We start from the raw sequence: 13,278 nt of genomic DNA on the forward strand, positions 1-13,278 counted from the left end.
CTCTATAACCCATTCGCGGACAGCCATCTGATTTCAGGAGAGCAGGCAGCCAGGAGGTTGCCAGCTTTTGTTCAGGAGCCTTCCTGGTCCCACTCACGCTTGAGATATCTTCGACCTATCTCGCAGAACTCGAGCCGTGTGGCTCCGAGCAGCCCCATTTGCCGAGCGACGGCGATTTTTCCGTCGAGGTTCGGATCGTGCTGCCACCATTGCGGTCGCCATGCCTGGACGATTGCATTGAACACCCGCATCTCTGCTGTCGTGGTTTCAAAAAGCAGCTTGTAGCTATGGGCAGCGCCGTAGATCGTCATCACGATGTAGTCGACCGAAAAGTCGTTCTCGACCGTGAGATCGGAGGATGAGTGCTTAAGAAAATTGTAGGAATGCCGCAGCCCGGCGAACACCTCGTGTTCAAGATCAGGTGGGACCTCTGCGTCCTTCAGCATCGCTCGTACGCTGTTCAATCCCACGTCGTCGCGACCTTTGCCGATGGCTTCCATGATGTGCGTTGCGGCGCTTGCTAGCACGTGCGCCGAGATCGGATCCTCGTCGATCAGGAAGAGCCTGATCGCTGCATTAATCTCGCGCTCGCAGATTGCTTGCCTGTTTAGCCGAAGGTATTCGATGTCGGGATTTTCTTCGGCGAGCGGCAAAGCGGCGCGCTGGTCCATCGACACGGGCATTTTTCGGCGTGCCATATCTCGATTTCCTTTTTGCGGTGTGATCTTGTGGTCCGCACATTCGCACCATCTGATTTTTCTGGCAATTTCGGCGTATCAATGACGATCGAACCGGGCACATTCTCTGAAATCGAACAGGAGGCAATTGTCCTCAGTGCTGTCGTCAGCATGGTCGACGATATGGTCAATCACGCCATCTTCTGTCCTCTTGACGAGAAGCGTACTGATACCAACCTCCTTCCACAGACCGCCGGAAGCTTACGGCAGTTCGGAACCTTTCTCCGGGATTTTCTGTCACCGGTGACTGGTAAGGGTGGCTCGCCCCTACCATTTGACCTGCCCAAGCCGCCAAAGGATGGCAGCAAAGTCGATCACACAACACTCTACTATCTAAAGCGCGTCTGCGAGAAGCCGTTGATCGGAACGAAAATCGACCACCTCAGTCGGATCGTGCAGGAGTTCAGCGACTGGCTTGAGGCCTATGCTTTCGTCGAGGAAGTCTGGTTCGGCAATATCAGTCAGAAGGTGGATCTGCGGATCAAACGGATCGACTTTATCCGGATGAGTGGTGATATAGGAAAGCACAACTTCCTGCGGTTGGCCGGGCAAGCCAATACCCTCCGTAGGATCTTGGGAGATAACAACGTCGAGATCGATGAGAGCGATGCTTACTTGGCGCTGCCAGATTGCTGGGATTGGTTCCACACCCACCTGCTCGCTTACCACGCCAGCACAATTGCGGAGTTCTTGAACAACATCCGTTATGCGATCCGGCTCTACATCACCCCGGTGGCTCTTGAACGATACACAGTGACAGGGAATGTCGATGGCTTGGAGTTATTCACGTTCGAACGGCCAACCGAGATCGTCAATAGGTTTGCTTGGGCCCAGTTCTTCGAGCTAATGCAGGGATCGCTCCGACAGCCGAATTTTCCGCCGTTTAGCGTGGCTCGAACAATGAAGATGCGGTTCTGACCGGAAATAATATTAGAATACCGGACGTCTGATTTCCTCTGGCCGCGACGCAGCAAGTTAGGCATTGGCTACGATTATCGCGCGGGCTCGGTTAGAGTATACGAGCTGCACGTCCATTTCGCCGTGTCGCACTGTTATAGTAACTAGACGCCTGCTGCACAGATCGATGGCGTGATTGATCCATGGCTTCTTGCAGTGGAATTCCGAGATTGGCGGCTTCCGTTAGGTATCCGGATCGCAGCCCGTGCGCCGAAAACTCCTCACTGTCCAACCCGGCCATCTCCGCCCGCTGCTTGACAATCGCATTGACCGCGCCTGCCTCTAACGCCCGCTTCGACACATTGCCCCAGCGATCGACCTTTCGGAACACGCTGCCACTGTCAATTTTTGCCAATGCGATCCAGGCATCAAGCGCCTCGACCGGCCGGCCGGTGAGATAGACGACCTCGTCGTGATCGGCGCCGGAGGTTTTGGTGCGGCCGAGATGGATGGCGCGAGAGGGGAGGTGAGGTCCGGTTTCGGTCTCGATCGGCGGCTCGACGGTGATCTGCTCGACACGCAATCCGGCAATCTCGCTACGCCGACGGCCGCCGGAGGCAAACGCGACCATGAGGATCGCCCGGTCCCTGACGTCCCGTAGGCTTTCCGTAGCGCAGGTCGCTAGCATTTTTGCCAACACGTCGCCGGTGACCGCCTTGGCGCTTTTTCTTCTACGCGGGCGCGGCGTGGCACGCACTGCAAGACGAATGGCAGATTTGAGGGCAGGGGAGGCGAAGGCGCCGGACAGCCCGCGCCATTTCGTCAGCGTAGACCAGGATGCTAGCCGTCGGCGCACCGTGTCGGGCGCATGCGGACCGGCGGTGCGCAAAAATCCTTGCGCGCGGAGGATCTCAGAAACGGCTTCCGGCATCCCGTGATCGGGATCGGACTTTTTCTTTTCCGGATCCCAAAGATGATGCGCGACAAACTTCAGCAACAGCGCTTCCGGGGCAGGCCAGGTCAGTGGGTGCTTCGTCGCTGCCAGCGACCACGCCTGCAGATAGGCGAGATCGGAGGTCAGGGCGCGAAGTGTGTTTTCGCCCATGCCCTCGTTGACCAGATGCTTCAGGGTTTGGATATCCTGATCGGTCAGCAGTTCGGCCAGTTCGTCGCGCCGCTCCATCGGCAGCACCGCGGCAATCGTGTCGAGTTCCTCGGCGCGACGATCGACGGGTGACTTTTGACTGGAGGGTGACAAAGGCGGCTCCGAAACAGTGCTTCCAGGCGGCGCTGCGGCCGTCCATTGCCACCACTTTTTCTGATTTGCGACTCGAAATCAATCACCGCCGATAAGGGATACTTATCGGTGGTTATAACCCAAAACGGCGAACGCACCCTGTGGCGAACTTTAATAGCTATATAGCGTTCCTTTAAGAAATCGTTTACCATAAAATCAATGGTTTACGATCTTGCGAAAATCAGCATGACAGCCCTGATGCAGCCGGCTTTCGACGCCGGCTGTGGCTTTTAGCTCCCGATTTCAATTGAAGCGCCAAGCTAAAAAAGCGAGGGCCTGATTTTACCTAAGCTGTTCACGAAGGCCGTCAATTTGTAGGGAGCGATGAGGCACTTGGAGGGAGGTCGGCAGCATTGTCAGCAAGCGGATGCGCTTCGAGATCTGCGATCAGCGACTTCATTTCACCGATCTCCCGGACCTGAGCTTCGATGATCCCGTCAGCCAGCTTGCGCACCCGCGGATCTCTGATGTGCGCGCGTTCGCTGGTCATGATGGCGATGGAATGATGGGGGATCATCGCCTTCATGTAGCTGACATCGTAGACGGTCTCCTGGCTGCGCACGAGCCAAAGGGACCCGGCAAAGACCAAAACGCTGACCGCGACAATGACGGCATTGGCAGTCTTGTTCTTATACATTGACCACATGAAGCCGATCATGATGATCGCCATGACCGCGCCCATCAGTAGCGCCATCCACGTCCTGGTCTGGCTGTAGGTAACGTGATCGAGGGCATACGTATTCAGGTACATTACACCAAACATGATCACCGTCGAGGTGACGATCATCGTGGCAAAGCGTCCATAGGACATGGGAATCTCCTTCCTCTACTTGATAAGCATCCAGACCGCCATCGCGACCATCATCAGGTTTTCAGTTAGTGAGATGAAGCCTAAGGGGACATTGCTGTCGCCGCCGACGCAGGCGCATTTCAGTTCACGGCGCTCAATGTAGACGGCCTTCAACACCGAAACGGCACCGATAGTGCCGATCACCAACGCGACCGGGATAGCCAGCCACAACAGAAAGCCGGCGATCATCAGGATCCCGGCAAGCGCTTCCCCGAATGGATAGAGGTAGGCATAGCGGACCCAGCGCTGGGCCAGCAGGTCGTAGCCGAGGAACATGTTGGAGAAGCTCTCGACGTCCCGAAGCTTCAGGATCGCAAGTATACACATGGAAATCGCGATAAACCATTCTAAGGCACGAGCGGTTAGAACGTCGCTAAACGCCGCCCAACTGGCTGCGAGGGCCATCAGCGCGGCCATGGCAAACACCGCGATCACCGGCTGATAGGTGACAGCCTTTGGATCGCGAACGGTTCTGCCGAAATGACGAAGCAGATCGTCGTAGCCGCCGACCCGCTGCCCATCGATGAATGTCTGGGGTGTTGTCTCAACCTCGTGCTCGGCCTTGAAGGAATCGGTCTCTTCGCGGGTTTTCAGCCAGTTGTCGTCAACAGAGAAACCCTCGCGTTTCAGCAGATCGAGGGACTTCAAGCCAAACGGACAGATGTGGTCGGGCATGACCATCCGATAGATCGTCGCTCTGCGCGAATGAGCATTCATCCGATCACCTCTAATATCTCTAGCGCCTTGCGCGATCGAACAGCTCGACGAGTTCGTCCAATTTCTGCTGTTGCTCACTCGCATCGCCGGACTTGATTGCATCCGCGACGCAGTGAGCCGCGTGATCACGAAGAATCTCGCTCTCAGCTCGGCCGAGGGCTGCTTTCACTGCCTGGATCTGATGCAGGATGTCGATGCAATAGCGATCGTCAGACACCATTCGCGCCAAACCCTGGACCTGACCGGCAATCCGGTTTAACCGAACGATCTTGGCCCGCTTTCTGTCGCCGCACATCGTTACCTCTCATACCCTAGGGGAGTATGTTCAACGATCGCGGTCCGCCATTGTTCCCTTACGACAGCGAAGACTTCGCCCGTACCGGCCCAAAGCGACGCCTAGGTTATGCAGTAAGGGCGAAAAGAGCGTTCAAAGCCCGGAGGCTTTGGTGAGGTTCACGCGGAAGCGATCACGCCGTCGCTGATAGCGTCGCGTCATCTCGGCCGAAGCATGGCCAAGCTGTTTCTGGACATAACGTTCGTCGACCTCGGCTGAAGAGGCGAGACCGGCGCGGAGGGAGTGACCGGAGAACTTGAAGGCGCGCTCGATCTCGCTGAGATTGCCGCGAACGCCGGCCGCCAGTGCGGTGCGCTTTACCAGCCGGGCGACCTCCTTGTCGTTCAGCCGCTCCGATCCGACAGCTTTCCCTTGCCCTGTCACGCGGCGAAAAAGGGGACCGTGGGCCAGCCTGGCGAACTTGATCCACATCTCGATCGCGGCGACCGGGCAGGTCGCGTCAGACGAGCCGCGACCCACCTCAACCTCCCGCCATCCGGTTTTTCCGCGCAGGGTAACGAGCATCCCCTTGTCGAGGATTTCGATCCAGCCGCGCCCGTCTTCGGTCTGGTCTGCCTTCAGATCAAGGCCAACGATCTCGGAGCGGCGAAGACCACCGGCAAAGCCGACCAGCAACATGGCGCGGTCGCGCAGGCCGCGCAGCGAACCGCGGTCGAGCGTCTCGACCATGGCGATGATGTCTTCAGCCATGACCGCTTCCTTCTGCACCGGTGGCTTGGCATGGCTGTTGCGAATGCCAGCCATCACGGTGGCGATATGCCGGTCCTTGCGATCGAGCGAGAGGCCGCGCTGGGCATAGTTCCAGGAAAGCGAGGAGAGGCGTCGTTCGATGGTCGAGACGGAGTTCGCTTTCGCGCCCCGTTCAGCCGTGCCGGAAGCGCAGGCCGTAATATAAAGCCCTACAGTTTGCGGATGTGGGGGGAGGGGAGTGAGATTCGAGCGCCGGCACCAGGCTGAAAAATGCTTCCAATCGGCGGCATAGGCTTTGCGCGTGTTGGCGGAACTGGCGGCTTCAACATAACCCCGGGCGCGATCAGCAAGGCTTGCAAGATGGGCGGGCGTCTGGTCCTGAATGGCGAGAGAGGGGAGGGGGCTATCGCCCGACACCCCCGGCGTGGAAACATCACGCTTCGGCGCCGTGCTGAGAGACGGCGCAGAGATCTCCTCGAAGTGATTTTCGGTTTTTTGCTCGATCATTTGGGCCATTTCTCTATTATGAGAAAAACGTCCGATAATGCAAGATTATTGGACATAGAACAGCAATGACGGGCTGTGCGGTTTTGGTCGAAAGCGGTAGCATAAACTGCGCATCTCGTTTATGCTCCGTGGCATGGATTCGCGCTTCCGATCCCCTCTCGCCGCCCCCTTCGCGCCGGCGGCCGTGCCTTCCCTGCCGGCCTGGGTTTTCCCGCGCGGCGGCGATCCGGGTGAGGCGGACGCCGCCTTCGCCGCCGGCATCGCCCTGAAATCACTCGACGATCTGGTGCGCACCGAAACCGCTTGGGCCGGCTGCTGGCGCCAGCGGCTGGCGCTGAAATGCGCGCAAGCCGCCGTTCAACTACTCGGCCGCAACGAGGGCGAACACGCATTGCGTGATGCGCTTTTGCTCACTGCCTCCGGCGACGATCCCGGACCGGCCGGCGCGATGCTTTTGGCCTTAAACAAGCTTGCGGCGAAGAAGCGACCGATCGGAGCCAAGGTTTTGCAGGAGCTGGCGGAACTAATCGGCTTGCGCCGCGACGGCTTGGACGAGCTCGCCGATCTCTTCGACGCCGCGCTGCAATCCGGCCGTGCGGTGCCCTTTGCCGTCGCCGACCTGGTCGCCAGCATCTGTGCGGCGCAGCCCGACGCTGAAATCCTCGCCTGGTGGCTGGCGGATCGGCTGCTGGCGGAAAAGCTCGGCTGGGCGTGTGGCGTGCCATTGCTGATGGGTGAACGCTACGGCGCGGCGTTCAAGACGATCGGCGGCCGCGGACGGGTGCGGCCTAGCGAAACCGGATTTGCCCGGGCGGTATGCCTGGCGCTCGTGTCTGGCACGACCGAGGCCCTGCGGCAGGCGAATGACATCGGCCGGCGGGCCGAAACATTGCTGGCGGTGGCGCCAAAGCTGCGGACGAAGGGCGCCGGTGTCGTCATCGAAAAGCTGCTCAACGAGGATGCCGTGGCGGCCTCCGCGCCCGGCAGCCATCTTTCCCGCTGGGCCGCAACGCGGTTATTCGAACGGCTCCAAAATTTTGGCGCGGTGCGCGAGCTGTCCGGCCGAACCTCGTTCCGGATTTTTGGACTGTGACGATGGCGGTATCGAACGCAGTAAGAGCCAGGGGTCGACGGGACAAGGATCCGCAACACGATGTGTTGCTCGATCGCGAGCTTGAGGATCTGCCGCCGGAACTGCGTTGGCGCGAATGGATGCTCCGGGCGGAGGCCGTCATTTTTGCCGCCGCGGAACCGGTGACCCGCGAAACGCTGACGCGCGTCGTCGGCCGAAACTGCAGCATCGAGCTTTTGATCGACGACCTCAGGGAGGAATTACGTGACAGGCCTTACGATATCGTCGCGGTCGCCGGCGGCTGGCAGCATCGGAGCCGTTCGGCCTACACGTCTGCGATCCGCGCCTCGCAGGCGCAAACGCGGAGCATCACCGCATCGCTGACCGAAACCGAGGCCGCCGTGCTGGCGGCGATCGCCTACCTGCAGCCGGTGACCCGCGGCGAGTTGTCCAACATGTTCGGAAAGGAGGTGAGCCGCGACACGATCGCCAGTTTGCGCGACGCAGGCCTCCTCGGCTCCGGCCCGCGTAGCCCGACCCCCGGCGCGCCCTACACCTATGTGACGACGAAGCATTTCCTGTCGGCGTTCGGTCTTGAGACGCTACGCGATCTTCCCGATCTGGAACGGCTCGAGGACGCTGGGCTGCTCAGCCGGCAGGCGCTGGGAGAGGGCGCGACTGCTGAGTCTGAGAGCGACTCTCTGGAGGAGTGACTGTTCAGGTCTTGCGTGCTTCTTTACGTTCCAATCAACTCCGGTGGCAGGCGACAGCCGGGACCTGGGCTCATTCTGGCATAGGCGCCGAGCAAGTACGGAATCTTTTTGCCTGGTTTTTTGACCTCAGAGGCACCCGGCAGACCTGCTTTTCGGCCGAGAGCGTTGGCAAGCAGCTCGATCCAGGCGCAGTGATCACTCGTCGGCGGAACCAGGCGCCACAGACGGCGAGCTTTGCGGTCGTTTTTATCATCCACGGGCCATTCACTGGGGCGACTGAGATGTTCGGCGCAATATGTCCTCGCGGATGTCGACAGACTGGTGAGCATCATCGTCGAGTAGTAGCCGCCAGCAGCACTCGGCATGCTCAACAGGCGACGAACAAGCAGAGGGCCAAATGGGGCATGGGCGGTTGCTTCCAGACTGCAGAAACTGTCGATGCATCGGTCGAGCGTTCTCGACGCTGGACTGAGGTAGGGAACCGGTGCGCGGCGCAAGTCATAGCCGCACGCGACACAATAATGTTGCGGCACGAGTTCGGCCTGGTCAAAGACCGCAATGCAGCCGAGGCAGGACGGACATCGGTCGCGCAATCGACAGCCGTGCTCTATGCATGAGAGCCGTGTCGCCAGCCGCCATCGACGCCGAAAATACGGCTGCGCGTCCTCTGCAAGGCAGCGGGAGCAGAACTGCAGCCAGGTCGAACTCCATTGACGGCCGTTGTTGCGTAGCGGCAGCAGGAGCTCCTGCGGCAAGTCATGCGACAACGTCATCGCGGCGAGCTGATTGTGCGCGATACCGGTGTTGGCGCTCAGCAGGTTCGCAACGTCGGCCGGTAGCCTGAGATCAAGGGCTGCCGACCACATTCCCGGATTGAGTCCGAGCACGCGTGCGAAGGCGCGAGGAGCAACCCCATTGGCGTAGGCAAGCCGGTGCAGCCAGCTCGACAGCAACTCGTCCGGCTTCGGCGCGATGATGCCAGGCCACCGATCGGAAACCATGTCACGATAGCGTTCGCGAATGCTGATGACCGGCGCGTGCGGGTCGACCGCCGTCATAGAAGGCTCTCGCGCAAAGCCGAGTTGCGCCGCTGCGAGACCGGCACGTGGCGCAGCTCGTCGATGCTGGCTTTGCTGATGCGTTCGGTCCCGGATCTGATCGCCGCAAGGGCTGCCTTGGTGATGATGGTGACGATCTCGCCGATCAAGCCTTCCGACAGGCTGAGTATCCGCTGGGCCAATGCTTCGTTCGACAAATCCGAGCTTTTGGCGAGCGGCAATGCGGCTTCGAGACTGTCGAGCAGCATGAGATAGTTTTCGTCATACTGCCAGCGCGGGACCGCAACCAGGTCGAAGCGGCTCGCCATCTCGCTGGTGGCGTTGATAAAATCGCAGACCGCCACCTCGCCGATCAGCACCGGCGAGATGTCATACTGGCGGCCGATCCGCCGCAGGAAGGCAAAGACGGCTTCGACGTCGCGGGCACGGCCCCGCAGCGCATTGTGGAACTCGTCGAGAATCAGCACCTTCGGTTTGAGGCTCTCCAGCAAGTGGTCGAGTTGCTCCGCCTTGCGACCAACATCCCACATATCGCCGCCGGGAGCGCGGAGCGCCTGCAGAATGCTGGCATAGAAATGGCCAAGGCCGGCGCCTTCGCGTGTCTGGACCATCCAGACTTTCTGCGCGGGCGCGGTTCTCAGGTGCTCGACAGCGAAACGTTCGGCGATCATCGTCTTGCCGTTGGCGTAGGGGCCGACCAACATCAGCCCCTGGGTTCGCAAGGACGGTGGTCGTTCCAGGAGCTCGGACAGCCGCCGATGGCTGTCCCGGGCGACATGATGCCCGATCCACCGCGGCGCACGGATATAGGCGATCCGCTCTTCCCGATCACGGCCGAGATATGGCCGGACATGCTCGAGCAAATGATCCGCCATGGCTACCAATCCTCCACCGGCAGCCGGCTCTTCCGGCGCGGCGGATGCTCTGCCGGTAAAGGCGACGGCGGCCGCATGACCGCATAAGGCTTTTCCGCCGCGGCGGCATGGGAGCTGCGGACAGCGTCGCGCAACTGGCGCTTGGATGGTTTTGCGGTCGCCGCTATGGCTGCGATCTCGCGGCGGACCGCCACCTTCTCGACGTTTGAGCGTTGATTGGTTGTGCGCCGACGGGTGCGCTCAGCCTCATGTTCCCATAGCGTCACCGGCGTCAATTGGCCATCGCGTCGCTCGACCGGTCGAAACTGCCTTGTTTCCGGGTCACGGATATAGACATGACTGATGTCGCGGGGATCGTATCGCACCTCGAGCTTTCCGAGCCGGTCGCGCTCCGGAACGAGGACGCCCAGCCACGGCGAATAATAGTGCAAGGCGAACAAGCTGATTCCTTGCGGCGACATCTGCCTTTCCGCCCTCGGCAGGAACGACAACAGCACCCGTTGCGGGTCATCGTCACAACGAGGCAGGGTCGTAGCGCTGCGTTGCCATTCCGTGATCGGAACCTTCAGGCTCTTGGAATTTTCCTGCAGATTGTGATCGATCACGGCCAGCGCAACGCAGCGCTCCAGGTCGGCGAAGCTCAGGCAGGCGCGCCGCTCCGACGGATATTCGTCGCGGTGGGCGACCGAACGGCCCGAAGAGCCAGGGTAGGTGGCAAGGACCGCGTTGACTTTGCCCAACAGCCGTTCAACCACCCCGCCGTGATGGACCCGGCCACGATCCCGGGGCCGGATCCGGATGCCGTAATCATCACAACCTTGTTGGAAAGCATGGCCCTTGAACTCCTTCGCCGAGTCCGTCACTAGCAGCCGCGGTCGACCGAACATCGGCCAGGCGTGATTGAGATTGCGTGCAGCAAGCCACGTGTCTTTCGGACACATGGCCTGGGCCAGGCATAGCGCGACAGACAGTACCGACGGCTTCTCCAGGGTGAGGCAGAAGCCGAGAATGGATCGTGTCGCTACGTCGGTGATGACCGTCAAATAAGGGCGGCCGACGAACACACCGGCCGCGTCGACAACCTCCACGAAATTGATATCGGTCGGGGTATGGTCGATCTGGCAGACGGCGAGCGGGTGCGGCGCATGGATATAGCCCGGCCGCGGCTTCAGCCGCAGCAAGTGCTTCGGATTGGCCGAGCGCTTCTTCGCGATCTCTTCAGGCGAAAACAACATCGGGATGCGTCGCGCGACGGTCACATAGGACGGCACGGCAAGACCGGCTTCCTCGCATCGCGCGCGGATCTCGTCGACCACGGGAGCAAGTGCGGTCGGCTCGAGCTTCAGCCACTGCTCGCGAAGGGTGGCCGCGATGATCTCCTCGACCTGTTCTGGCAGCCGTTTGCGCCGACTAACGGCGGTGCGAGGCAGCAGGACCGTCACCGTGCGATCGGCGCGATAGCGCGCAAGGAGATTGTAGATTTGCCGCGTGGTCAGCCGCAGTTCGGCCGCGGCGCGTGCAATGGCAGCCTGTCTTGGGCCGCCGCCATCGAGGACCTTGTCCAATTCGCGGGCGACGCGACGCGCCATTGACCACTGCTCGTCTGAAGTCGGGCGCGCCGTGGGCAAATTTCGATCGTGAAATCGCTGTGGCAAGGTGCCTCATTGAAATCGTTAGTGGAAAATCGTCCCGAATTTAGCGCCTAAACCTAACGGCCATATGACGTTTTCCGGTTTGAAATCCGAAAGTAAAACCCACAGCCGTCGCGCTTGCCCGTCTCGACGAGCGCATTGCCCGCTCTCCCGTCGGCGAGGGCTTTCTCGAGCGCGCACATTTCCTCGACGCGCATGCCTCACTCTGGGTCGATGGCGAACTCGTTCATCTTGAGGACCTCGTCCTGCATGATGCACTTCGCGACATCCGCGCCCCCACCCACGAACTGACCATCGCCCGCGACATCCTGAAAACCCGCCGGCGCATTGCCACCCAACTACCTGGTTGGGCGCTATCGGCCGACGGCATCCGCTCGCTGCGGAAAGCCTCGAAGATCGGGTCGGGCGGCGGGGACGAGGCGACGACGGCCAAAGTTACTTGGCCGGCGGCAGCGATCCACGCGGAAGGGAAGGGGGAGGAAGGTGACGACGTCGAAAATCTCCCCGGCGTCGACTATGCCGCCATCGATGCGGTACTGGCCCGGTCGGAGGCCGCGATCGAAAACGCAACGCGGCCCGGCCGCGCCAGTGCGGCAGACAGAGACGCACTGGTCTATGACCTCGACTGGGACGAGGATGCCCGGCTGGAGGAATGGCGCCGCGTGCTGCGGCAGGCAGAAAACTTGCCGGCGGTGCTGCAGGCGATCGTCGCCCTCGATGCCTGGAACGAGCTTTCCGTCCTGCAGCATGCGCCCTGGCTCGGCCGGCTATTTTCCGCCTCCATCCTGCGCCAGGCCGGCGTCACCACCGGCACCCATCTCGCTGCCATCAATCTCGGCCTGAAAACCATTCCTGTCGATCGTCGCCGGCATCGTGATCGGGAGACCCGGTTGCTCGCCATCGCCCATGGGCTTTTGGCAACCGCCGAGATCGGCATGAAGGAACACGATCGGCTGGCGCTAGCGCGAAAAATGTTCGAGCGGAAGTTGGAGGGGCGACGCACCTCCTCGAGGTTGCCGGAACTCGTGGAGCTCGTCGTGGCGAAGCCATTGGTGTCGGCAGGCATGGTGGCGAAAACGCTTGAGGTCACGCCGCAGGCGGCGCGGCGGATCGTCTTGGAACTCGGCCTCCGCGAGATGACGGGGAGGGGGAGGTTTCGGGCGTGGGGGATACTCTAGCCAACCGAAGAGTCTTGAACCCGTACGTTCCTTCCAAAAACGAGCTGATGCAAATAGCTTTCAGGGGCGATAGTAACACTTGAGTAAAACGAAAGGGGAGGCATGGAGGCTGGTCTACCATCGGTAAAATTCGTGTGCTCCGGATGTGGGGCTACGATCCAGGAAATCCTTGAGGAGGTGCCGGCCTACGACCTCATGGCGGACCGCGAGTCCGACGCGCAAGGTTTTGTCGAACAGGCCATCGACTGCTCCGAGTGCGATCGACATTTTACTGTTGGGATCAGGAATACGGGCGCAGGCTTGGTAGCGGAACTCCAAGATGAAAACACGCCGGTGAACGTGATCGATGATCCCATTGCGGGTCCCGATGACGCATCGGAGATGGAAGCCTATCAACGCGAAAACCTACCAGACAACCCTGGGCAGATTGAATAGCCCCGAGTTTTGTAGACACCCTCGGGTTAGGTTCTCTGCTGCTTCTCGAACTCGACGGGCGACAGCATGCCCTGTCCGCAGCCTCGACGTCGAATTGCCGGTCGAGCGTATTATCGACAATGACGGAGGGGCGGCCGCCATATTTGCCAGGACGACGTTTGTAACCGATCTCAGCCTTGATCCCGGCAAGCCTTGTCAGACGTGCGACGCGGTTCGGGCAGCACATCTCGCCTTGGTCGAGAAGG

Annotated in this window: 13 protein-coding genes and 2 pseudogenes; 5 read left to right on the forward strand and 10 right to left on the reverse strand. The window is 60.5% G+C overall.

Annotated elements, in window-relative coordinates:
• Window positions 1–71 precede the first annotated feature (71 nt).
• On the reverse strand, window positions 72–698 hold the full coding sequence (locus tag L0976_RS24235; protein ID WP_112934546.1) for a hypothetical protein: 627 nt from the start codon (window positions 696–698) through the stop codon (window positions 72–74).
• 81 nt (window positions 699–779) lie between these two features.
• On the opposite strand from L0976_RS24235, the gene L0976_RS24240 reads away from it, so the two are divergent.
• Window positions 780–1,655, forward strand: a complete 876-nt coding sequence (locus tag L0976_RS24240; protein WP_125271725.1) for a hypothetical protein — start codon at window positions 780–782, stop codon at window positions 1,653–1,655.
• Window positions 1,656–1,746: 91 nt separating this feature from the next.
• Here the strand turns inward: L0976_RS24240 and L0976_RS24245 are convergent, their stop codons facing one another.
• The 5 genes from L0976_RS24245 to L0976_RS24265 all read right to left on the reverse strand — a co-directional run bounded on the left by L0976_RS24245 (window position 1,747) and on the right by L0976_RS24265 (window position 6,059).
• Window positions 1,747–2,817: a site-specific integrase gene (locus tag L0976_RS24245; protein ID WP_172965757.1), complete on the reverse strand. Its 1,071-nt coding sequence runs from the start codon at window positions 2,815–2,817 to the stop codon at window positions 1,747–1,749.
• A gap of 421 nt (window positions 2,818–3,238) precedes the next feature.
• Complete coding sequence (locus tag L0976_RS24250; protein WP_234189519.1) at window positions 3,239–3,742, reverse strand: DUF305 domain-containing protein; 504 nt, start codon at window positions 3,740–3,742, stop codon at window positions 3,239–3,241.
• Between the two features lie 15 nt (window positions 3,743–3,757).
• A complete protein-coding gene (locus L0976_RS24255) occupies window positions 3,758–4,498 on the reverse strand; it encodes a glutaredoxin family protein (protein ID WP_234189520.1) in 741 nt (246 codons plus the stop codon).
• A 19-nt stretch (window positions 4,499–4,517) separates the two neighbouring features.
• On the reverse strand, window positions 4,518–4,793 hold the full coding sequence (locus L0976_RS24260; protein ID WP_176951739.1) for a metal-sensitive transcriptional regulator: 276 nt from the start codon (window positions 4,791–4,793) through the stop codon (window positions 4,518–4,520).
• 132 nt (window positions 4,794–4,925) lie between these two features.
• A complete protein-coding gene (locus L0976_RS24265; protein ID WP_176951738.1) occupies window positions 4,926–6,059 on the reverse strand; it encodes a site-specific integrase in 1,134 nt (377 codons plus the stop codon).
• A gap of 124 nt (window positions 6,060–6,183) precedes the next feature.
• Here L0976_RS24265 and L0976_RS24270 point away from each other — a divergent pair, with 124 nt between their 5' ends.
• Window positions 6,184–7,143, forward strand: coding sequence for a DUF1403 family protein (locus L0976_RS24270; protein ID WP_234189522.1), 960 nt, complete (start codon window positions 6,184–6,186; stop codon window positions 7,141–7,143).
• A gap of 2 nt (window positions 7,144–7,145) precedes the next feature.
• Complete coding sequence (locus L0976_RS24275) at window positions 7,146–7,835, forward strand: SMC-Scp complex subunit ScpB (protein ID WP_234189524.1); 690 nt, start codon at window positions 7,146–7,148, stop codon at window positions 7,833–7,835.
• A gap of 23 nt (window positions 7,836–7,858) precedes the next feature.
• On the opposite strand, the gene L0976_RS24280 is transcribed toward L0976_RS24275, so the two are convergent.
• The 3 genes from L0976_RS24280 to L0976_RS24290 are packed head-to-tail and all read right to left on the reverse strand — an operon-like array spanning window position 7,859 to window position 11,357.
• Window positions 7,859–8,893, reverse strand: a complete 1,035-nt coding sequence (locus tag L0976_RS24280) for a TniQ family protein (RefSeq protein ID WP_234189526.1) — start codon at window positions 8,891–8,893, stop codon at window positions 7,859–7,861.
• Window positions 8,890–9,768, reverse strand: coding sequence for a TniB family NTP-binding protein (locus L0976_RS24285; RefSeq protein WP_234189528.1), 879 nt, complete (start codon window positions 9,766–9,768; stop codon window positions 8,890–8,892). Before L0976_RS24285 ends, L0976_RS24280 begins: the two co-directional genes overlap by 4 nt.
• Window positions 9,769–9,770: 2 nt before the next feature.
• The gene (locus tag L0976_RS24290; protein WP_234189534.1) at window positions 9,771–11,357 is read right to left on the reverse strand and encodes a Mu transposase C-terminal domain-containing protein; all 1,587 of its coding nucleotides are present in this window, start codon (window positions 11,355–11,357) and stop codon (window positions 9,771–9,773) included.
• A gap of 173 nt (window positions 11,358–11,530) precedes the next feature.
• Between L0976_RS24290 and L0976_RS24295 the strand changes: the two are divergent.
• A pseudogene (locus L0976_RS24295) lies at window positions 11,531–12,598 on the forward strand (RHE_PE00001 family protein); the annotation flags it as partial.
• 177 nt (window positions 12,599–12,775) lie between these two features.
• A complete protein-coding gene (locus L0976_RS24300; RefSeq protein ID WP_234189539.1) occupies window positions 12,776–13,033 on the forward strand; it encodes a hypothetical protein in 258 nt (85 codons plus the stop codon).
• 67 nt (window positions 13,034–13,100) lie between these two features.
• Here the strand turns inward: L0976_RS24300 and L0976_RS24305 are convergent.
• Window positions 13,101–13,278 (reverse strand): annotated as a pseudogene (locus L0976_RS24305) (IS3 family transposase); the annotation flags it as partial.

The sequence above is a fragment of the Shinella sp. NM-101 genome (assembly GCF_021401195.1).
GTDB lineage: Bacteria > Pseudomonadota > Alphaproteobacteria > Rhizobiales > Rhizobiaceae > Shinella.

Coding starts and splice junctions, on each gene's coding strand:
- L0976_RS24235 (WP_112934546.1), bottom strand. CDS start 698: ATGGCACGCCGAAAAATGCCCGTGTCGATGGACCAGCGCGCCGCTTTG.
- L0976_RS24240 (WP_125271725.1), top strand. CDS start 780: ATGACGATCGAACCGGGCACATTCTCTGAAATCGAACAGGAGGCAATT.
- L0976_RS24245 (WP_172965757.1), bottom strand. CDS start 2,817: ATGGAGCGGCGCGACGAACTGGCCGAACTGCTGACCGATCAGGATATC.
- L0976_RS24250 (WP_234189519.1), bottom strand. CDS start 3,742: ATGTCCTATGGACGCTTTGCCACGATGATCGTCACCTCGACGGTGATC.
- L0976_RS24255 (WP_234189520.1), bottom strand. CDS start 4,498: ATGAATGCTCATTCGCGCAGAGCGACGATCTATCGGATGGTCATGCCC.
- L0976_RS24260 (WP_176951739.1), bottom strand. CDS start 4,793: ATGTGCGGCGACAGAAAGCGGGCCAAGATCGTTCGGTTAAACCGGATT.
- L0976_RS24265 (WP_176951738.1), bottom strand. CDS start 6,059: ATGGCCCAAATGATCGAGCAAAAAACCGAAAATCACTTCGAGGAGATC.
- L0976_RS24270 (WP_234189522.1), top strand. CDS start 6,184: ATGGATTCGCGCTTCCGATCCCCTCTCGCCGCCCCCTTCGCGCCGGCG.
- L0976_RS24275 (WP_234189524.1), top strand. CDS start 7,146: ATGGCGGTATCGAACGCAGTAAGAGCCAGGGGTCGACGGGACAAGGAT.
- L0976_RS24280 (WP_234189526.1), bottom strand. CDS start 8,893: ATGACGGCGGTCGACCCGCACGCGCCGGTCATCAGCATTCGCGAACGC.
- L0976_RS24285 (WP_234189528.1), bottom strand. CDS start 9,768: ATGGCGGATCATTTGCTCGAGCATGTCCGGCCATATCTCGGCCGTGAT.
- L0976_RS24290 (WP_234189534.1), bottom strand. CDS start 11,357: ATGGCGCGTCGCGTCGCCCGCGAATTGGACAAGGTCCTCGATGGCGGC.